Source organism: Nocardia nova (assembly GCF_002933465.1).
In the GTDB taxonomy this organism is placed as follows: Bacteria; Actinomycetota; Actinomycetes; order Mycobacteriales; family Mycobacteriaceae; genus Nocardia; species Nocardia nova_B.
Genome location: NZ_PSZE01000003.1, coordinates 331,138 through 350,748 on the forward strand (window position 1 = coordinate 331,138; position 19,611 = coordinate 350,748).

General features: G+C 70.2%; 13 protein-coding genes. 6 read left to right on the forward strand and 7 right to left on the reverse strand.

The genetic code is table 11. From position 1 onward, the window contains the following. Positions 1 to 129 precede the first annotated feature (129 nt). The 5 genes from C5E41_RS05815 to C5E41_RS05835 form a co-directional block, all read right to left on the reverse strand. Entirely contained in the window at positions 130 to 1,476 is a 1,347-nt protein-coding gene (locus C5E41_RS05815) for a S1 family peptidase (RefSeq protein WP_104374776.1), read from the reverse strand. Positions 1,477 to 1,642: 166 nt separating this feature from the next. Continuing rightward, entirely contained in the window at positions 1,643 to 3,034 is a 1,392-nt protein-coding gene (locus tag C5E41_RS05820) for a S1 family peptidase (RefSeq protein ID WP_104374777.1), read from the reverse strand. A 182-nt stretch (positions 3,035 to 3,216) separates the two neighbouring features. Next, on the reverse strand, positions 3,217 to 4,362 hold the full coding sequence (locus C5E41_RS05825) for a hypothetical protein (RefSeq protein ID WP_146097467.1): 1,146 nt from the start codon (positions 4,360 to 4,362) through the stop codon (positions 3,217 to 3,219). Positions 4,363 to 4,398: 36 nt separating this feature from the next. Then, a complete protein-coding gene (locus C5E41_RS05830; protein WP_258080759.1) occupies positions 4,399 to 6,912 on the reverse strand; it encodes a LuxR C-terminal-related transcriptional regulator in 2,514 nt (837 codons plus the stop codon). A 6-nt stretch (positions 6,913 to 6,918) separates the two neighbouring features. Then, positions 6,919 to 8,571, reverse strand: a complete 1,653-nt coding sequence (locus C5E41_RS05835; RefSeq protein WP_181063108.1) for an Hsp70 family protein — start codon at positions 8,569 to 8,571, stop codon at positions 6,919 to 6,921. A gap of 431 nt (positions 8,572 to 9,002) precedes the next feature. On the opposite strand from C5E41_RS05835, the gene C5E41_RS05840 reads away from it, so the two are divergent. From C5E41_RS05840 to C5E41_RS05850, 3 genes are read left to right on the forward strand one after another with little or no spacing between them, the layout of a single operon-like run. Further along, on the forward strand, positions 9,003 to 11,630 hold the full coding sequence (locus C5E41_RS05840) for an IniB N-terminal domain-containing protein (RefSeq protein ID WP_104374781.1): 2,628 nt from the start codon (positions 9,003 to 9,005) through the stop codon (positions 11,628 to 11,630). A gap of 54 nt (positions 11,631 to 11,684) precedes the next feature. Then, on the forward strand, positions 11,685 to 13,553 hold the full coding sequence (locus tag C5E41_RS05845) for a dynamin family protein (protein ID WP_104374782.1): 1,869 nt from the start codon (positions 11,685 to 11,687) through the stop codon (positions 13,551 to 13,553). Between the two features lie 44 nt (positions 13,554 to 13,597). After that, a complete protein-coding gene (locus C5E41_RS05850; RefSeq protein ID WP_258080760.1) occupies positions 13,598 to 15,193 on the forward strand; it encodes a dynamin family protein in 1,596 nt (531 codons plus the stop codon). Positions 15,194 to 15,301: 108 nt separating this feature from the next. On the opposite strand, the gene C5E41_RS05855 is transcribed toward C5E41_RS05850, so the two are convergent. Both C5E41_RS05855 and C5E41_RS34795 read right to left on the reverse strand, forming a co-directional pair. Beyond that, positions 15,302 to 16,462, reverse strand: a complete 1,161-nt coding sequence (locus C5E41_RS05855; protein WP_104374871.1) for a zinc-binding dehydrogenase — start codon at positions 16,460 to 16,462, stop codon at positions 15,302 to 15,304. A 31-nt stretch (positions 16,463 to 16,493) separates the two neighbouring features. Further along, entirely contained in the window at positions 16,494 to 16,628 is a 135-nt protein-coding gene (locus C5E41_RS34795) for a hypothetical protein (RefSeq protein WP_258080761.1), read from the reverse strand. Positions 16,629 to 16,634: 6 nt separating this feature from the next. On the opposite strand from C5E41_RS34795, the gene C5E41_RS05860 reads away from it, so the two are divergent. From C5E41_RS05860 to C5E41_RS05870, 3 genes are all read left to right on the forward strand, one after another. Next, positions 16,635 to 17,708 (forward strand): DUF1707 SHOCT-like domain-containing protein, encoded by a 1,074-nt coding sequence (locus tag C5E41_RS05860; RefSeq protein ID WP_181063109.1) that lies wholly within the window; start codon positions 16,635 to 16,637, stop codon positions 17,706 to 17,708. A 9-nt stretch (positions 17,709 to 17,717) separates the two neighbouring features. Further along, the gene (locus C5E41_RS05865; protein WP_146097468.1) at positions 17,718 to 18,539 is read left to right on the forward strand and encodes a DUF1707 domain-containing protein; all 822 of its coding nucleotides are present in this window, start codon (positions 17,718 to 17,720) and stop codon (positions 18,537 to 18,539) included. 99 nt (positions 18,540 to 18,638) lie between these two features. Further along, positions 18,639 to 19,289 (forward strand): endonuclease, encoded by a 651-nt coding sequence (locus C5E41_RS05870; RefSeq protein WP_104374785.1) that lies wholly within the window; start codon positions 18,639 to 18,641, stop codon positions 19,287 to 19,289. The last annotated feature ends 322 nt before the right edge of the window (positions 19,290 to 19,611 follow it).

Sequence of the window (19,611 nt, forward strand, 5' to 3'; positions counted from 1 at the left end):
CGCAGTTCGCGACTTGCATGGAGATCCCCCAATTGCCTTGCCCCGGATTGTCGGGGCAGGGCCGGATCGCGGCGCGGATACGACGAAGGCCCGGCATTGCTGCCGGGCCTTCGACGATGCTCGAAGCGCTCAGTTGGTGCGAACCCGCAGACCCGGGTTGTCGGAGAGCACCTGGTTCACCGGCTGCGCGAACAGCTGGGGCGCATCACCGGTCAGGGCGCCGATCAGGTTCGGGATATCGCAGATCGGGTAGTCGGCCACCGAGGAGGCGCTGGAGATGCCCAGGGCCATGGTGCCGGTGACGATCGGGCCGCCCGAATCACCCGGCAACGCACAGATATTCGCCGAGAAGGCTTGGGTCAGATCGCGGTCACCGACCTGCACGGTCTGATCCACCGCGTTGACCACGCCGCAGCTGAAGCCGGTGCGCGAACCCGACTTGCAGACCGGGGCGCCGACGACGGGATCGGCCACACCGGTGATCGCGATCGGCGCGGCACCGGGGACCCGGACCAGGTTGTTGGCGAAGCGATCCCGGCTGCCGGCATCGATCGACACGATCGAGTAGTCCTGGTTGCCCAGAATCGACTTCTGGAACGAGCCCAGCTGGCTACCGATGTGGTTGCCCGGCAGCAGTTCGAACATGCCCGGCGCGTTCGCGGTACCGGCGGCGGGAATGTTCGGATCGCAGTGTCCGGCAGTGATATTCACCGGGTTGCCGTTGCGGTCCACACCGTTGAATCCGGTGGAGCAGACCAGCTGCATCTTGCCGGCCACCGAGGCGTAGGAGTCGCCGGCGGCGCGGGGAGCGTTGGGCTGTTCACCGGCAACCGGTTTCACCTGCGGGTCGGACTCCGGCGGCCCGACCGGGGGCGCGGCCATCACGATCACGTGTGCCGGGTCGACGAAGCCCGGCATCGGCACACCGGCCTTGTCCACGCGCACCGCGATGCTGTTGTTGACGGTATCGATCACGACGCCGCGCACGGCCTGCACGACCGCCTCGGGCTGGCCCGACAGCCACTGCTGGAAGGCGTTCTTCTCGCTGCGCAGCACGGTCTGGCTCTTGGCCACGTCCTTCACGCCGAATCCGGCTTCCTGGGCGGCCTTCTTCGCGTCGTCGAGGCCCTGTCCCGGAGCCAGCGCCACCACGGCCTTACCGGCGTCGTCGAGCCACGCGCCCGCGAACGCCTGCGGGAACTGACGCTGCGCCGTGGCCGTGAAGGCCGCCACATGCTGCGCCACATCGGCGCGGTGCAGGTACTCCTCCGGCGAGATCTTCAGATCGCGCTGCACGGCCGCGACGAGATCGGCGGGCAGGTTCGGGGCCGGGGCGGGCGCGGGGTCCGCGGAAGAGGTCGCCGCGAGCGGCCCGAGAACCAGAACCGCCGCCGAGGCGGCGACGGCCGCGCTGCGGAGGCGGGTGCGCGGGGCACGTCCCGCGGCGGACGAAAATCGGATGCGTGGCAGGAGCATGAGGCGACTATATGGGGTTTGCGCGGCTGTGCCTACTTGTCGCGGACTTTGGCCGAACTCACACCCGGCGTACCGGAAATCGATACTCGCTGTTCACCCGGCCCGTATCGCGACGAAGGGCACGTCCGCTCCGGCGAACGTGCCCCTCGGCGCAGCGCAAGGATCGTCAGCCCGCGTTCGGGCGCGTACGCACCGTGATGCCGGCGCCCAGGCCGCCACCGGAATTGGCGTCGATATCGCTGAGGATCTGCCGGATCGGGATGCCCAGCGTGGCGGTGCCGCCGTACTGCGCCAGATCCATGTTGGCGGCCTTGCAATCGGGTGCGTCCGCGGCGTTGGAACCGCTGGTGATGCCCAAGGCGAGGGTGCCCGAGACGATCGCACCGCCGCTGTCGCCACCGAGGGTGCACGCGGAGCTGGCGAAGCCGCGCACGGTCTTGGATGCGCCCTCGGCGGTGAACAGCGCCGTCTCGACCCGATCGGCCACCACGAATCCACAGGTGAAGGTGGACGACTGCCCCGACTTGCAAATCGGGGCGCCGGTGATCGGCTCGGCGGTTCCGGTCAGTGTGAGAGTGGTGCCGTTGGCGCCGCGCACCGAGGGCTGGTCCATGCCGGCGGTGATCGCCCGCTCGTTGAGTTTGATCACCGAATAGTCCAGTCCGGTGCTGCCGCCCAGCTGCGCCTTCACGAAGGTGCCGAACTGCGGGCTGGCCTTCAGGTTGCGCACGTTCGGCAGGTAGACCCCGGCCTCGGAGTTGGCCTTGTCCACATTCGGATCACAGTGTCCGGCACTGATATTCAGCGCGTTCCCGGCGGCGTCGATGCTGTTGAAGCCGAAGGAGCAGACGTCCACCGACTTCAGCGCGGAATCGTCGAGCGAGGTCGGAGCGCTGATGTAGGTGTCGCCGGCCATCGGTCGGTGCTCGACCGGGCCGCCGCCCTCGGGCGAGAGCACGACCTTGATGTTGGCGATCAGCGTGGGAAGGTTCAGCAGGTGACCGGCCGGGGTGTTCGCGACGCTCAGCACCAGTTGGCTGTTCAGGAAATCGATGGCGACCGAATTGATCCCGGCCGACAGTTCCCGCGGCAGCCCGCCGATCCACTTGACCAGCTGGTCGAGCGAGCTCTCCAGATTGTCGGCCGAAATCGGCGCCAGGCGAGTCTGATATCCGGCGGAGTTGGCGATGCGCGCGGCGTCGAGCGAGGTTACCGCCAGGATCGGCTTACCGTCGGCGCCGAGCCACGCCCCGGCGAAGGCCTGCGGGTGTGCGGAGCGGAAGTCGCGGGCGTAGTCGCGCAACTGCTGAGCACGGGCGGCGCGGTCCAGATACTCCGCGGGCGACATCTTCAGATCGCGGCCGATGGCCTGCACCAGTTCGGGCGGCAGCGTCTCGGCCGTCGACTGGACCGGCGCCGGATCGGCGAGCGCGGGCGATGTGGCCATCCACGGGCCGAGAAGGAGAGTCGAAGCGAGGGCGACAGCAGCAGTTTTCACCGACGCGCGTGCCACCGAGGCGCGTCCGATCGTGGCGCGACGCGCCGCCAACTTGCGCATGGAGTCCCTTCGTCAGGCACATACGTGCCGGCCACCCGTGGGCGGTAAACCATTGGGTGGCAACAGCCCTCGACCATCAAGCAGACCGCTCGTCCGGTACGACGTCCGGAACGACCGGTCAGCGCATCACTTTAGGGCACAACGGCGTGAGTTTCGCTACGAAATCATCACGGAGTCGGTGACTAGGAGAACTGCAGGGCCGGCGGCAGCGGCAATCCTGGCACGGGTTCCAGACCGTTGGGCGTGGTCGTGGTGGTGCGCGGGGTGGTCGTGGGCCGTTGCCACGTGGTCCCCGGCGTCGTGGTCGGGGTCGGAGTCACGGTCGAGGTGGGCGGCGGTGGTGGCGGAGGTGGGGTGGTGGTCGTCTCCGCCGGTGTCTCGGTGTACTCCTGCGGCGCGGGTTGCGGCGCGACGGGGGGCGGCGGGGGTGGTGCGACCGTCGTCGTCACCGGCAGCGTGGGTGCCTCCGCCCGGCCGGAAACGCCGGTCGTGGGGACCGGAGTGGTGGCGTCGTCGCGCAGCAGCAGGGCCGCCGCGATGCCACCGAGGACGAGACCGGCGGTGGCCGCGGCCGCGGCGATGAGCAGCGGGGTGCGTCGATTGCGCTTCGGTTCGGCCGGTGGCACTTCCGCCGGGGCGGCCACGGTGGCCGCGACGGTCATGGCGGGGGGCTCGGGCTCGGGTTCGGGTTCGGCAGCCGGCATCGCCGCCGAATACGCCTGAACCGTACTGTCGGAGGTTTCGACGGCGGGCAGCACATCGGTGACCACCAGTGCGTTCTCGGCGCCGGCCGGATCGGGCGGGGTGGTCCCGGCCGGGGTCGCGAGCACGGCTGCCAGGGCCGCGCGGGCCGCATCGCGAGCACGACCGCGGCTGTCGTCGGACGCGGGCAGGTCGGCCTCGCTGACCAGAACCACCGAGCGCAGCCCCAGGTAGTCGAGGGCCTCGCGCAAACCGCGCACATACTCGGCCGGCCAGTCGCCGGGATGGGTGGCGTAGAACTCGGCCGGGCCGCTCAGATGCTCGGCGGCCAGGTTGATCAGGCAGAAGATCGCCGTCGCCACCAGATCCTCGGCGCGGTAGGCCTCGCCGTCGTCGACGGTGATACCGGCGGGATCTCCGACCGCGCGGACGAATCCGGTGATCGAATGGGTATGTCCGGGCGGCGCCTCACCACCGAGCGCGGTATCGCCCTCGTCGGACATGTGCAGCACCGACTCGCGCGCGATGTACAGGGGTTCGGGCGTCTCGTCGGTTTCGCCACCGCTGGTGGCGATCGCCGCGATGCATTCGTCCTCGGCGATCCGCAGGCCCACCCCTGTGGCCATCCTCAATACCTCGCTTCGGTGTCTCGAGCGCGCCGATCACACGAGTAGCGAACCGTGTCCCATTGCGCGGAGCATCGACAATAACTCCGAACGCGATCCGGCTCCGATTCGACGTCGGATCCGCGCGACATGATGCTCCACCGTCTTCGCGGAGATGTACAGCCGAGCGCCGATTTCCCGGTACGTCAGGCCCAGCAGGACCAGTTCGGCCACCTCGCGCTCGCGCTCACTGAGGACCGAGGCCGCCGCCGGTTCGGGGGTCGCGGCGCGCGGGGCGGCCGGAGTCCGCTCGGGCGCGGCCGAGGGCCGGGAGCCGGCGCGGACCGTGCGGGCCAGTTTCAGCAGGGCGGTCGCGGTGGCGGGATCACCGGCGCTCAACGCCGCCTCACTGGCCAGCCGGGCCGCATCCCAGACCATGCCGATCGCGGCCAGCCGTCGCACCGCGGCCGTCACCCGATCCTCGGCGACCTCACCGCGCAGCACCAGCACCCAGGTGCGTCCCGCGTCGGCGAGAATCGCGGCATGCGGATCACCCTCCTGCGCAGCCGTTTTCAATAGTCGAGCGGGCGGCATCAGTTCGTCCGGGCGCTCGTGGGCGATCGCGGCCTGAATCTCGTACCAGTGGAAAACATTCGCCCAGGCCGGGGGATTTCCCGCGCTGCGCAACACATTTCGCGCCGCCTCGACCAACCGGGCTATCCGTTCCTGCTCACCGAGGCGGATGGCGGCCAGCCACAGCTCACCGATCGGCAGCAGCGCGGGCAGGTCGGCGTCGACCTCGTCGAAGGTCGGGTAGGCGGCCTCCCAGGCGCGCAGCAGGACGCCGTGGTCTCCCGCGCGGCGGGCCAGGCCGACCAGGACGCCGTGTGCGAGCAGGCGATCGCGCGGTGGCAGGGCGGTGGTGTCGACGGCCGCGACCGTTCTGGCGGCGGTCTGTTCGTCGCCGCCGAGCATCGCCGTCCACGCGGTCAGCACCCGGATCTGCGGATCGTGCGGATCGGTGCCGCGCAGGGCGTCGGCGGCGCGGCGGGGTTCACCCATACTCAGGCACAGCAGGGTCGCGAGCGCGACCGGCGCGCACGGCAGCATGCGATCCTCCGGCGCCGCGGTGCGGGCCAGCTGGATCAGGGCGGCCGCGGCGGATGTTGCGGCACTGCGGGATTCGCCGGTGATGCTCTGCGCCAGCGCGGTGGCGAAGCGGCCGGTGCGTGCATTGGATTCCGTGGGCGGCCACTGTGCCGCGGAACCCGACACCGCCTGCGCGTCGCCGACCGCTCCGGCGAGGTGGAACACCGCTGCGGCGGTCGCCCAGTCGGCGCTGGTGCGGGTGGTGCCGAGCCAGGCATACAGCTGCACCGCCCGGCCGATCAGCCCCCGGCGGGCCTGGACGCTCGCGCAGATCCGGACGGCAGCGGCGAGTTCCGCGTGGGGCGCGTCAGTGCGGGCGAGTACGGGTTCGGCCAAGCGCAGGGCGGATTCGTCGTCACCGCCGAGCGCGGCCGCGGTGGCGCGGGGGATGGCGATCCGCTGCGCTTCGTAACCGCTGGCCACGGCGGCGGTGTAGTACCGGCTCGCGTCGCTGCCCGCGTTTTCCGCTGCGGCGCGCAGGAATTCGGCCAGCCGATCGTCGCGTACCCCGGATTCGGCGAGCTGCAGGGCGGTGTGGTCGCGCAGGAGCCCGGCCTCGAGGCGGGCGGTGAGCAGGCGGCGCTGAATCGAGACGAACCGGCGTTCGCCGACCAGGGTGCGCAATGGTTCGATAGCGGGGCTCAGCAACAGGTCGGCGTCGGTGATCAGGGCCCCGGCGCGCGCCCGGTCGACGAGTCCGACCGCCGTCGTCTCGTCGGTGCCGAGCACCTCGGCCAGCTCACCCGGATCGAGGCCGGCGCCGGTGGTGGCAACCGTCAGCACCTCGAGCAGTTGCGGTTCGGTATCGTCGAGAAGCGTTCGCGCCCAGGCGGTTACGGCCTGGTCGACGGCCTCGATGCCGCCCTCGAGCCGGGTGGCGCAGGCGGCGGTGAGGGCGGCCACCACACCACCGGGGATGCCGCCGGTGTGCTGGTGAATGTGATCGGCGACCGGGCGTGGCACGGTCATTCCCAATTCGCGGGCGAACGGAGCGATATCGGCGGTGCCCAGCGGCCGGAGCTCGATCACCCGGCCGCGTCGCGACACCGCGTCCGCCAGCGCGCGCAGTGCGCTGTCGTGCGGTTGCGGCCGGGTCGCGACGATGATCGTGCGCGAATCCGATTCCACGGCGGCGCACAGCTTTTCCAGCTGTAGCTGGTCCAGGGTGTGGGCGTCGTCGACGACCACGGCGGCGCGGGTATCGGGCGGGGTGGTCGTCGCACTCACATCGTCGAAGCAGCCGACACCGCTGCGCCGCAGGCGATTTCGGACGGCGGCGAGCAGCGTGGACTTCCCGGTGCCGCACCGTCCCCGAATCAGGTAGACGAGCGGATCCGGGGAGACCGAATCCAGTTCCCGGAGAATCTCCCGCGCGCCCGGAAGGGCGCCGTATGCCACCGCGAGGTTGCCGACCACTGTCACCGATCCTCAGTTGCCTTCGTGGGGCAGCACCTTGCCCGGCGCCTGCAGCACCGTGCCGAGGGTGTTGCCTGTCTGGTCGAGACCGTCGTTCAGCGTGTTGCCCAGCGTATTTCCCAGCGAACCACCGGGAGAGCTCGGTGCGGTGGGCTGGGAGGGCACCGAGGGCGCGGACGGCGTCTGCACGGGCGTCTGCGGGGGTGCCTGCGGGGCAGGGGAATTGGGTGCCGGGGAGTTCTGCGCCGGTGTGTTCGGTGCCGCGGCGGAGGCCGGGGCCGGTGAATTCGGCGCCGGTGAATTCGGGTCGGCGGAATTCGGTGCGGCGGTCCCCGGGACCGGGGCACCCGCCGAGTTCTCGGCGGCGGCCGTGCCGGCGCGGGTGGTGCCGGTGTTGTTCGCGACCGTCACCGGGCTTCCGGCCGTCGGATGCGCGGGGTCGGTGGCGCCGGCCGGCGCCACCCCGGCCGAGGTCGCCGCCGCATGAGCCGCGGACGTGGCTGCCGCGGGGGACGGCGACGAATTCGACGGACTTCCCGCGGTGCCCAGGGCCAGGGTGCCGGTGGCCACCGCGCCCACGGCGATCGCGGCGCCGGCGATGAAGGCGACGCGGCGCCACCGGCTGGTTCCGGCCGGAGCGGCGGTATCGGCGGGCGGCGGTGCGACTATGGTCCGGTCGCCGATCGCCGGCAGGGCCGTGGTCGTGGCGTCGTCGGAAACACCGTGCGGCTCGGTCGAATCGAGCGCGAGATCGGGTACGGCCAGGGCCGCGGCGCGATGCTGCGCTTCGGTGTACAGGTCCGCGGCGAGCAACGTCGCTCCCCGGGCGCTGAGCGAACCGGGATCGGCGACGGGGGCGATCGGGATCGCGAACTCCCCGGAGATCAGTTCGGTGAGCAGTCCGATCGAGGCTCCGCCACCGGTGAGCAGGATCCGGCCCACCCGGTCGATGCCCACTCCCGCGCGCCGCACCGCCTCGTGCACGAGGTTCAGCGAATCCGCGAGCGGTCCGCGGAACAGATCCTCCACATCGTCACGCACGAGGCGCACATCGCGCGCGATACCGGCCAGACGGACCGGAACCATCGTGGCGGTCTCGGTCGAAAGCCGGTGTTTCGCATCGGCGCAACGGTTTCGCAGTATCGACAATTCGCGTTCGACGACCGGGTCGAACGGGTCGAAATCCGTTTCTCCCAACGCATTTGCCAGCACGTAGCGCATCGTCAGCAGATCGAATTCCGCGCCGGAGACCTCGGTGGAGCGAACCGGTTCGCCCAGCAGCCCCGAGTGCGGGCCCGAACCCACGACCGAAACCGTGGTACCGGTGGCGCCGGAGTCGTAGACCACGACGGGGGTGTCGGGTGGGAAGGGAGTGCTCGCCTCGAGCTGACGAAGCGCGGCGAGTGGTTCCGCGACCAGTACCACCGGCTCGGCGTCGGCACGGTCGAGCGCGCGGCGCTGTGGCTCGTCGAGCGCGCGGCGCTGTGCCTCGTCGAGCGCGCGGCGCTGTGCCTCGACGATGTGTGCGGGCCACCACGCCGGTACGGTCGCGACCACGGAAACCGGATCGAAATCGGCGACGACCTGGGAGATCGTTTCGGCCACCAGATCGGCGGCGGCGACGGAGGAGCCGTCGGGCAGGAGAATATCGACCGGATCGCCCACGCGGGACAATAGATTCTCCGACAATTCGGGCGCCGATCCGAAACGGTGGCGACGAATGTGAACAGAGACATTTTCCGGGTCGGCGCTCGCGGAAGTGGAGCCGGTCGCGGCGACTGTGCGCGACGACCCGACCGTGATGCCGAGCGTCAGGCCCTGAGTCATTCGAGAACCCCTGTCGTTGGTATTTGCGGTCGTCACGAATATTTGCGGTCGTCACGATCTATCCCACTGTCGGTTGCCGGGGGGCCGCCGTTACCCCTGAGACGGAAGGTTCGGGGAAAGTCCCCTAATGCGCCGGATTCCCCTATCGGGGCCGATACGGAAATCAGGGGATTCGCCCCGTTTCGCGTAACGCCGGGGCTTCTTAGCGTGAAAGGCAATTCGACTGCTGCGGATCGACGATGGTCCGCCGATCCAGGAGACGATCTGCGATGACCCCCAACGCCATTCTCGAATTCATCCTCAACCTGCTGCGCGACCACGAGGCCGCCGCCGGTTACTGCACCAACCCGACCGAATCGCTGTGCGCGGCCGGACTCGAGGCGGTGACGCCGGAGGATATCGCCGCCGTGGCACCGATGGTTGCCGAATCCGCCCTGGTCACGGGCGGCTCGCAGCTCGCCGCCATCGTGGCGGCCGGGGGCGGCGCGGCGGCCGGCGGTGGTCTCGGCGCGGCGGCCGGCGGCAGCGGTGGGCTCGCGGCCGGCGGCTGCGGTGGGCTCGCGGGCGGCCTGGCCGGCGAAGCGGGGGCGATCAGCGAGGCCAACCTGGGCGCCGGGGCCGCACTCGGTGGTGAAACCGGCATCGAGGCCGGTGCGGGCCTCGGCCTCGGCGCTGGGCTGGGCGCCGATCTGGGGGCGGGGCTGTCCGCCGGACTGGGCGCAGCCGCATCGGTCGGCGCGGGCGCCGCGGCCGGGCTCACCGCCGGACTGGGCGCCTTGACCGGGGTCGCGGTCGGACTCGGCGGCACGCTCTCGGGCACCGGCACGGCCGGCACCGATCTCGGCCTCTCCGCGGGAATCGAAGGCGCCGCCGACACCATCGCGCAGGCGGGCGCCGACCTCTCCACCGCAATCGGCACCGGAATCCAGGCCGGAATCACCTCCACCGCAACAGGTTTGACCGAAGCGACGGCGGGGCTCGGCGCGGGAATCTCGGGCCTCGGCGCCGGGCTCGGCGGAGCACTGAGCGGCGTGGCCGAAGCCGGTGCGGGCTTGGGAAGCGAACTCAACGGAGCGCTCGGCGGCGCGGCCGAAGCCGGTGCCGGCCTGGGCGCAGCCCTCGGAGGCGCCCTGAACGCCGGCGGTGAACTCGGCACCGGACTCGAAACGGGGCTGGGCGCAGGGCTCGGGGGTGCCTTGGGTGGTGCGGGCAACGCCGGTGCCGGTCTCGGTGGCGCGCTGGGTGGTGTTGCCGATGCGGGAGCCGGTCTCGGTGGTGCGCTGAACGCCGCCGGCGACCTGGGTGCGGGTTTGTCGGGTGCTGCGGGTGCCGCGACCGGATTGGGCTCCGAGCTGAGTGGTGCCTTGGGTGGCGCGGCCGACGCGGGCGCTGGCCTCGGTGGTGCGCTGGGTGGTGCTGCGGCGGGCGGTGCCGGACTCGGCGGGGCGCTCGGCGGCGCCGCCGATGCTGGTGCGGGACTGGAGGGTTCGCTCGGGAATTCGGTCCATGCGGGTGGCGATCTGGGTGGTGCGCTCGGTGGTGCGACGCAGGCCGGAGCCGACCTCGGTGGCGCTCTCGGGGGTGCGGCCCAAGCGGGTGCCGGACTCGGTGGAGGACTCGCGGGTGCCGCGGGTGGCGGCGCTGGGCTCGGTAGCGCACTCGGTGGAGCGGCGAATGCGGCTGCGGGCCTAGGTGGTTCACTCAGCGGGGCGGCCGACGCCGGTGCCGGGATCGGAGGCGACCTGTCGGGGGCGACACAGGCGGCCGGAGATTTGGGCGGTGCCGCGCAGGCTGGTCTCGGTGGTGCGCTGAACGGTGCCGCGAAGGCCGGAGCGGGACTGGGCGGTGCCGCGAATGCCGGTGCCGGGCTCGGTGGTGCTCTGAACGGTGCGGCGAACGCCGGTGCCGGTCTCGGTGGTGCCGCGAACGCGGGCGCCGGGCTCGGTGGTGTGCTCGGCGGTGCTGCGAATGCAGCCGCGGGACTCGGGGGAGCCACCGGTATCGGAGCCGGACTCGGCGGGGCGGTGGCTTCGGGGGCGCAGGGTGCGACCGGGTTGGAGACCGGGTTGTCCGGTGGTCTCGGCGTCGGTGTGCACACCGGCGCGGATCTGTCCGGGGCCGCGGCCTCGGGTGTGCATGCCGCCGGGGATCTGTCGTCCTCGCTGTCGGGTGCGGCGACCTCCGGTGTGCACAGCGCGACGGGCCTCGGAACCTCACTGTCCGGATCGGCGGATGCGGGAGTCCACACGGCCGGTGACTTGGCGGCCTCGCTCTCGGGCGCCGGCGCCTCGGCTGTGCACAGTGCCGGCGACTTGGGCACGTCGTTGTCCGGCGCGGGCGCGGGGGCTGTGCACAGTGCCGGCGACCTGGGGACATCGCTGTCCGGGACCGCCGCATCGGGTGTGCACAGTGCCGGTGACCTCGGAACGTCGTTGTCCGGCACCGCGGAGTCCGGCCTCCACGGTGCGGGCGACCTGTCGACCTCGCTGTCGGGCGCGGCGAATTCAGGGCTGCACGCGGGCGCCGATGCGAGCTCGGGTCTGACGGGTTCGGTCGACTCGGGACTGCACGCGGGCACGGATACATCCTCGGCACTCTCGGGTACGGCAGCCGGCACCTGGTCCGGTGTCGATGTGTCGCACGCGTTCGGCAGCGGCGTCGGCACCGATATCTCCGGCGTCGGCACCTCGGGCATCGGCGGCGGCGTGGACAGCGCCCTCGGTGCGCACGGCGGAATCGACAGCACCTTGACGGCGGGCGGCAACAGCTCGCTGTCCGGCGGGCTCGACACCGGCGGTCACACGGATTCCGGCCTGTTCGGTGACACCTCCGGCCACGCCTCGTCCGTCACCGATACGCACGCCTCCGGTGACATCACCGGCGGACTGCTGCACTGAGGGTAGCGGCGAAGCATCGGATACAGTAGCGAAACAGGTTGGGGTGCAACGAAAATGAGCAGTGTGGTTGTGGCGAACGCCGCTCCGGAGGCGCCTGCCTCTCCGCTGTCGCGGATTCTCTCGGAAACCATCACCGCCGCGCGCACCGCCGATCGCGACGATCTGGTCGGCCGGCTGGAGGTGCTGGCCGACCGGATCCGCGACCCCCGCCGCCGCATCGTGGTGGTGGGCCTGGGCAACCAGGGCAAGAGTCAATTCGTCAACGCGCTGCTGAATCTCGACATCAGCCCGGTCGGAGATGATGCGACCACCGGGGTGCCGATCGTGCTCTCCCACGGCGCGCAGGCCCGAGCCGAGACCGTCGTCACTACGCCGTCCGGTGACGAGCGGGACAGTCGGCGGATTCCGCTGCCGCTCGGCGATATTCACACCGTCACGCCGCAGTCCCCGCACGGTCGGGTGGCGCGGGTGGAGATCGAGTTGCCGAATCCGCTGCTGGCCGACGGGATCGTCGTCATCGACACCCCACCGGTCGGGGGCCACGCAACCGCGACGGCCGCAGCGGTTCTCGCCCTGGCCCCGGCCGCCGATGCGGTGCTGGTGCTCTCGGATGCCTCCACCGAACTGACCGAACCGGAGGTCGACTTCCTGCGGCAGGTGCGCGAACTGTGCCCGGCCGTGGCGCTGATACTCAGCAAGATCGATTTGTATCCGCATTGGCGTCAGGTATTGCAGGCCGACCAGGCGCATGTGGAGCGCAATCGCCTGGCGCTGCCGATTATCCCGGTCTCGGCGCTGCTGCGCAGCCACGCCATGCGGCTACAGGATCAGCAGCTGGGCCGGGAATCCGGTTTCGGTGTCCTGTTCGACTTCCTGCGGGAGCAGGTGGTCGCCCGGGACAAGGCGGCGGCGCAACGCGCGGTGGCTCTCGACATCTCCTCTGCCGCAGAACATCTCGCGCTGGCGCTGAGCAGCGAACTGGTCGCCCTGCGCGACCCCGAACGCGGTGCGGCGGCCATCCGCGAACTGCGCACCGCCAAGGCGCAGGCCGAGGAGCTGCATCGCCGGACCGCGGCCTGGCAGCAGACGCTGGGCGACGGCATCACCGATCTGGCCGGCGATATCGACCACGATCTGCGAGATCGGTTGCGCGCCATCGGCAGAACGGCCGAGGAGTGGATCGACGAGAACGATCCCGGCCGGCTGTGGGATCAATTGGAACAGTGGCTGATGCATACGACCGACACCGCCATCGGCGACAACCTGCTGTGGACGCATCATCGCGCCATCCACTTGGCCGAGCGGGTGGCCGAGCACTTTCTCGAATTCGGCGCGGTGGATCTGCCTGCGGTGCGGTCGGGTTCGGAGCTGGAGGAATCGCGCGTGGCGGCGGTGACGCTGGCCGATCTCGAGCCGGATCTCGGCATCGGCCACAAATTGCTCGTCGGTATGCGTGGTTCCTACGGCGGTATGGTGATGATCGGCCTGGCCAGTACGGTCGCGGGTCTGGCGCTGATCAACCCGGTGTCGCTGGGCGCGGGTGTGCTGCTGGGCGGCAAGGCGTTTCGCGACGACAAACGAGAACGGCTGGCACGCAAGCGCAGCGAGGCGAAGATGGCGGTGCGCCGCTACCTCGACGATGTGAGCTTCGAGGCGGGCAAGGAGTCGCGCGACCGGCTGCATCGCATCCATCGCATTCTGCGCGATCACTTCACCGGCATCGCCGACCGCAGTCTGCGTTCGATCAACGATTCGCTGCAGGCCGCGCAGGATGCCGCCGGAGTGGCCAACGCCCAGCGCACGGAGCGGTGCGCGGAACTCGAGCGGCAATTGCGAGTGGTGGCCGAACTGCGACGTCACGCCGATGCGATGCTGCCGCCGGCGGGTCCGTCCGGACGTCATGCGCGCGGGGCACAGTCGTAACCCACGGCACCGGGATTCCCAGGTTGCTCGGGTACGGTCGACGCGTGAGTTACCAGGTCAGCGACCAGACGCCGGGCATCGTGGGGGAGGCGCGCCGGTTGGTTTCGGCCGCCCGCCAGGCCTATGCGCCACGGTCGCGCCCCGCCGTGATGCTCGGTGACTGTGCGCGCCGCCTCGACCAACCGCTGCGGGTCGCCCTGGCCGGGCAGCTCAAGGCCGGTAAATCGACACTGCTCAATGCGCTGGTCGGACAGGACATCGCACCGACCGATGCCACCGAATGCACCCGGATGGTGACCTGGTATCGCCACGGCCCGGCACCGCGCGTGAGCGCCCTGGCCACCGACGGCGCGAGCGCCGATGTGGTGGTGCGGCGCACCCCCGGCGCCGACGGCCTACCCGGGGCGCACGGTTTGAGCTTCGACCTGTCGGCGCTGCGCTGGAACGCCGCCGGTGAGCATGAGGTCGACCATCTGGATGTGCAGTGGCCGGCCGCCACCCTGGCTCGCACCACCATCATCGACACCCCGGGCACCTCGTCGCTGTCGCGGGAGGTGTCGCTGCGCACCTCGCGGCTGCTCACCCCCGACGAGAATGCGGCGGTGACCGTGCCCGAGGCCGACGCGGTCGTCTATCTGCTGCGCCGGCTGGACGCCTCCGATATCGGATTCCTGGAACGCATCGGCGCCGGAGGTGTTGCCCGGCAGGGTGTTTCGGGTCCGCTCGGCGTGATCGGGGTGGTCTCCCGGGCCGACGAGATCGGCGCCGGCCGCATCGATGCCCTGCATTCGGCCCGCGAGGTCTCGGCCCGCTTCGCCACCGAACTGGAGCGAACCGGATTGTGCCAGGCGGTCATTCCGGTGGCCGGCCTGCTCGCCTTCGCCGGCGCGACGCTGCGGCAGCGCGAATTCGATGCCTTCGAGGCGCTGGCGCGGATCTCGGTGGACGACCTGAGCATCGCGCTGCTGTCCGCGGACCGATTCGCGCATCCGGAGTTGCCCCTGCCGGTGCCGGCGGAACTACGGGCCCATCTCGCGGCCCGGTTCGGCCTGTTCGGTATTCGCATGGCGGTGACGCTGATCCGGCTGGGTGTGCGCGACTCCACCACGCTGGCACGCGAACTCGGCGAGCGCAGCGGCGTGGAGGAACTGCGCACGGTGCTCGAGGTGCAGTTCGCCCAGCGAGCCGATCAGCTGAAGGCGCATTCGGCGTTGACAGCGGTGGCGCGGATCGTGGCAGCTCATCCGGGAACGCGCGCCGACGACCTGCTGCCCCATATCAACAGTCTGTTGGCGGATGTGCACGGATTCGCCGAGCTGCGGTTGCTCGGGCGGTTGCGCACCGATGAATTACCCCTGCCCGCAGACGATGCCACCGAGTTGTACCGGCTGGTCGGTGGTTCCGGCGTGGCGCCGCACCTGCGCCTGGGATTGCCCCCGGACGCTCCGGGCGGCGAATTGCAGGCACACGCGGTGGCGGCGGTGCGGAAGTGGCGTGGTCGGGCGCGCCATCCGCTGGCCGACCGATTCACCACCGAGGCCTGCCTGACCGCGGCGCGGAGTGCGGAGGGAATCGTCGACCAGTTGCGAGAACCGGAAACCACCCCGATGAGCCGCGTGCGTCCGCCTCGCGCCCGCTGATCCCTCGGAGCTTATCTGCTGAACCAGCGCCGGCGCAGCCCGCAGGAGTCGGCGCAGCGGGACCTGTACGGCATCTGTTCGACGGGCCGGCCGAACAGCGCTGAACGATCAGACGTGGAGCAGTGAACTCGACGGGTCCACAAGGATTTTCGCGTGGTGTTCGGGGCTGCCCAGAGCGGTGAAGGCGTTGTCGACGCCCGCCAACCCCACGGTTCCGGTGATCAGCGGGGCCGGGTCGACCTTGCCGTCGGCGATCATGTGCAGGGTGTCGCGGAATTCGCCCGGGTCGTAGCCGAAGGCGAAGCGCAGTTCGATCTCCTTGTTGATCGCCATCGCCGGCCGGAAACGGTCGGACTCCATACACACCCCCACCACGACGATGCGCGTCAGAGGCGGTGCGTCGGTGAGCAATTGGTCGATGATGCCCGGCACGCCCACGCATTCGAACACCACCGGCCCGCCCGGCGCCGCGTCCAGGCTGTGCGCGAGGCGGAACAGATACCACCAGGGCAGTTTCGGGATGCTGCGCAGTCGTGTCATGGTGTCGAAACCGAGATTGAGGATATCGGTGACCTCGGCGATGCGGCCCTTCGCGGGGTTGGCCGTCCACGGTGATTCGAGATTCGGATCCACCACCACATTGGCGCCGCACCTGCGCGCCAGGTCGCGGCGGCGCGGTGAGAAGTCGCTGGCGACAATGTTTTTCACGCCGGCGGCGCGCAGCATGCTGATGACCGCCAGGCCGATCGGCCCGCACCCCACCACGAACGCGGGCTGGTTGCGACCCACCCGCCCCTTGCGCACCGCATGCCAGGCGACGGCCATCGGTTCGGTCAGCGCCGCGTGGTCGGTGGCCAGCCCGTTGGGCACCGGGAACGTCATGGATTCCTGCACCACGACCTGTTCGGCGTAGCCGCCGGGCGCCCGCTCCGACAGTCCGGTGAGGTCAGGTGTGCGCCCGTTGCGCACGATCGGCAGTGCCACCACGCGGGTGCCCGGCGGCCAGCGTTTGCGGCAGTCGGGCCCGTATTCGACTATCTCCCCGACGAATTCGTGGCCGAGCACGACACGCTGATGGGAGCGCATGAAATTCCGGTAACCGGTGGCGGCGGCGAGGTCGGCCAGTTCGTCACAGTGCAGACGGGCGTGCAGATCGGAACCGCAGATCCCGCATCGCGACACCGCGATCACCAACTGGCCGGGACCGGGCTCCGGCGCCGGGATATCCGCGACTTCCAGCTTGCCTTGCGAACACACCACGGCCTTCATATCCGCACGGTACCGCGCGGGATGTACCGAATCAGCGGGATTGCGGAGGAACACCCGCGGACAAACTGTCCAAGTTTCCCAGCAGGTCGACCAGCAGGAATTTCACCAGCGGCGAGGTGCAGCCCCGCTCCGACACGCCGAGATGCGGATGCCGAGTCGCTACCATCCAGAGGTGAGCTCATCTAGGTCCGGAATGTCGGGTACGCCCGCGCCCGGCAGCATGCGGGCCCGCGATATGGACCGAGTTCACGCGCGCACCCTGCTCGACGCCGCATTCGACGAGGGCCAACTGGGCGCCGACGAATATCACGACCGGTCCGACCGTGCGGCTACCGCGAAGACCGTCGGCGAACTGCGGAATCTGGTCGACGACCTGCAACCGCCCGCCGGTGGTGCGCAATGGAAACAGCCGCCGGCCCCGCCGCGGCGAGCAGGCCGCTATCCGGCGCATATCCGCGCCCGCGACGCCGACCGAGCCGAAACCTGTCGTGCCCTCGACACCGCCCTGGCCGATGGTCAGCTCTCGGCGGAAGAACATCAGACCCTCACCGATCTGACCACGGCCGCCGAAACCCTGGGCGATCTGGCCGAACTGACCGCGGACCTGCAGCGCCCGGCCGAGGCGCCGATCGATCCGCGGGCGGGGGCGCGGAGCCGGACGGTGTTGTTCGCGGGCGCCGCGGCGGTGGTCGTGCTGGCCGCCGCGGCCGGCGGATATCTGCTGACGCATCGAGCCGCCCCGGAGCCCGCTCCGATCGCTGCCGCGGCGCCGCAGGTGATACAGCCCGCGGTGATCGAGACGCCCGACCTCACCACTGTGGCCGGCTTCGAGAAGTTCCGCAGCGACTATCAGGCGAAATTCGGGGACACCACCGTCGACGACCTGACCCTGTTTCCCGATTTCGCGTCGGTCGACCGCACCTCGGCGCGGCAGCCGAATCGGGTGGCCGCCTACACCTATCGGGGCGGTTTCATGGCCTCGACCGCCGTCACCACCCGCTCGGCCGACAAGCCGATATTCGACCTCGCCGCGGTGAACACGTCCGCGCTGGGTGATCTGATCGCGCGGGCGGTACCACTGCTGAAGGTCCCCGACGGCGCGGTGAGTCAGATCGGCATGGGTATCGACACCATCACCAAGGTGCCCACGATCAGCATCTACGTCGGGAATTCGTTCAACGAGAACGCACACCTCGAGGCTACGCCCGCGGGCGATCCGATTCGCGTCTACCCATTCCACACATAGGTGCAGCCGATGGGAACCTTCGACACATCCCGCCGAACGGGTGCGGCGGCCGGTGCCGCGAACAGCGGTCTGCGCGTGCGTGATTCGGATCGCGTCGACGCCTGCGCACTGCTGGACGCCGCCCGCGACGACGGTCAGCTCTCCGACTCCGAGCACGGGCGGCGCACCGCCGCGGCGATGCGGGCGCGCACCTTCGCCGACCTGGAGAAGGTCATCGGCGATCTGCAGATTCCCGCCAATATGGCCGATGCCCCCGTCGTGCGCCCGGCACGACGACGGCGTGCCAGACGGTGGGTACTCGCGGGCGGCGCGGTGGCGGCGGCGGTGCTGCTCGGCATGTTCTGCGGCTGGGTGAGTACCGCGGACGGTCCGCTCGCCGACCACACGCCGCCGGATATGACGACCGCCGCCGGTATCGAGGCGTTTCTCTCCGATTACCGTCAGCACTACGGCGATCTGCTCGCCGACGACGTGACGCTGATGCCGGAGAACGCCTCGATCTCCCGGCCCCGGCCGGGGGATCGGTCGACCTCCGAAAGAGCTTCCTACAAAGGCGAATTCGATACCTGGACGACCAGTAGCCGGGATCCGAAACTCGAGCCGGTCGACCTCGGCGCGATCGATGTGCCGAAATTGGCGGCCCTGCTGGCCGGAGCTCCGCGAACCGTCGGGTCGCCGCAGACGAAGGTCAGCCATCTGGTCATCGGTCGCGACAGCTCCGCCCCGGATCACCCGCCGACGATCACGATCTTCACGGAAGGCGCTCGCAGCGGGCATGTGGTGGTCGCGCCGTCCGGGGAACCGCTGGTGGTCTACAAATCCCAGCCGTGAGGCAGGCGACGTCGGCCGTCCGCTCCGGCGGGTTTGACCTGCGCGTCTCGGGTTAGCCGGGGAGTGAATCGCCGGGTCGACGAAAGTGGGGTGTCGTAGTTGAGCGCGAACGAAGATCGGATCGCCCGGGAACTGCTCGACCGAGCGGGGACCACCTATGCGGCCGAGGCGGGAATCACCCTCGCCGACAAACCCGCTCCGCTGTTCCAGCTCCTGGTGCTGGCCCAACTCATGAGCACCCGGATCACCGCCGATATCGCGGTCGCCGCCGCGCGCGAACTGAGATCGAGCGGCTACCGCACCCCGCGGCACGTCGCCGAGGCCGACTGGCAGGACCTCGTCGACGCGCTGGGGCGCGGTCACTACCGCCGCTACGACGAATCCACCGCCACCCGGCTCGGCGAAAACGCCGGGATTCTGCTCGACCGCTACCACGGCGATCTGCGGAAACTGGCCGCCGAAGCAGATCGGGACCCGGATCGGCTGGCCGAATTACTGCAGCAGTTCAAGGGTATCGGCCCGACCGGCGCCGAGATCTTCCTGCGCGAAGTTCAGGATGTCTGGACCTGGGTGCGCCCGCATTTCGACGACCGGGCTCGCAAGGGCGCCGATCTGCTGCATCTGTCGACCGATCCACAGCGCCTCGACCGCCTCGGCCGTTCCGGCCACGACGCGGAACTGGCCGCCGCGCTGGTCCGGGTGAGTCTCGACAAGGAGCTCGCCGACCAGGTACTCGCGGCCGCCGGCTGAACCTCGAATGGTCGAAACGACTGGTCAGCCGCGTATGGCGGGTCCAGGCCCGGCGAGCGCCGCGTGCTCGCCGCCGGGCCGGGAAAATTTTTCGTCCGGCCGGGAATGAACCGTCCGCCCCGCTCGTTGAGCTGATCGACGCAAGGTTGAGTGAAAGCGACTCAAGTCTCTGGTTGACTCCGATGGGATCGGGGTGCAGGATTGAGCCGACCACGCTCAGTGTTGCTGAGGACCGTGCTCCGTGCGGTGTCAGGGGCGAGGTCCGACCGGCACGAACAGTGCCGCGCGCAGGGTCGCCCCTGCACCACACACAGTTACATCA

Coding starts and splice junctions, on each gene's coding strand:
- C5E41_RS05815 (WP_104374776.1), bottom strand. CDS start 1,476: ATGCTCCTGCCACGCATCCGATTTTCGTCCGCCGCGGGACGTGCCCCG.
- C5E41_RS05820 (WP_104374777.1), bottom strand. CDS start 3,034: ATGCGCAAGTTGGCGGCGCGTCGCGCCACGATCGGACGCGCCTCGGTG.
- C5E41_RS05825 (WP_146097467.1), bottom strand. CDS start 4,362: ATGGCCACAGGGGTGGGCCTGCGGATCGCCGAGGACGAATGCATCGCG.
- C5E41_RS05840 (WP_104374781.1), top strand. CDS start 9,003: ATGACCCCCAACGCCATTCTCGAATTCATCCTCAACCTGCTGCGCGAC.
- C5E41_RS05845 (WP_104374782.1), top strand. CDS start 11,685: ATGAGCAGTGTGGTTGTGGCGAACGCCGCTCCGGAGGCGCCTGCCTCT.
- C5E41_RS05855 (WP_104374871.1), bottom strand. CDS start 16,462: ATGAAGGCCGTGGTGTGTTCGCAAGGCAAGCTGGAAGTCGCGGATATC.
- C5E41_RS34795 (WP_258080761.1), bottom strand. CDS start 16,628: ATGGTAGCGACTCGGCATCCGCATCTCGGCGTGTCGGAGCGGGGCTGC.
- C5E41_RS05865 (WP_146097468.1), top strand. CDS start 17,718: ATGGGAACCTTCGACACATCCCGCCGAACGGGTGCGGCGGCCGGTGCC.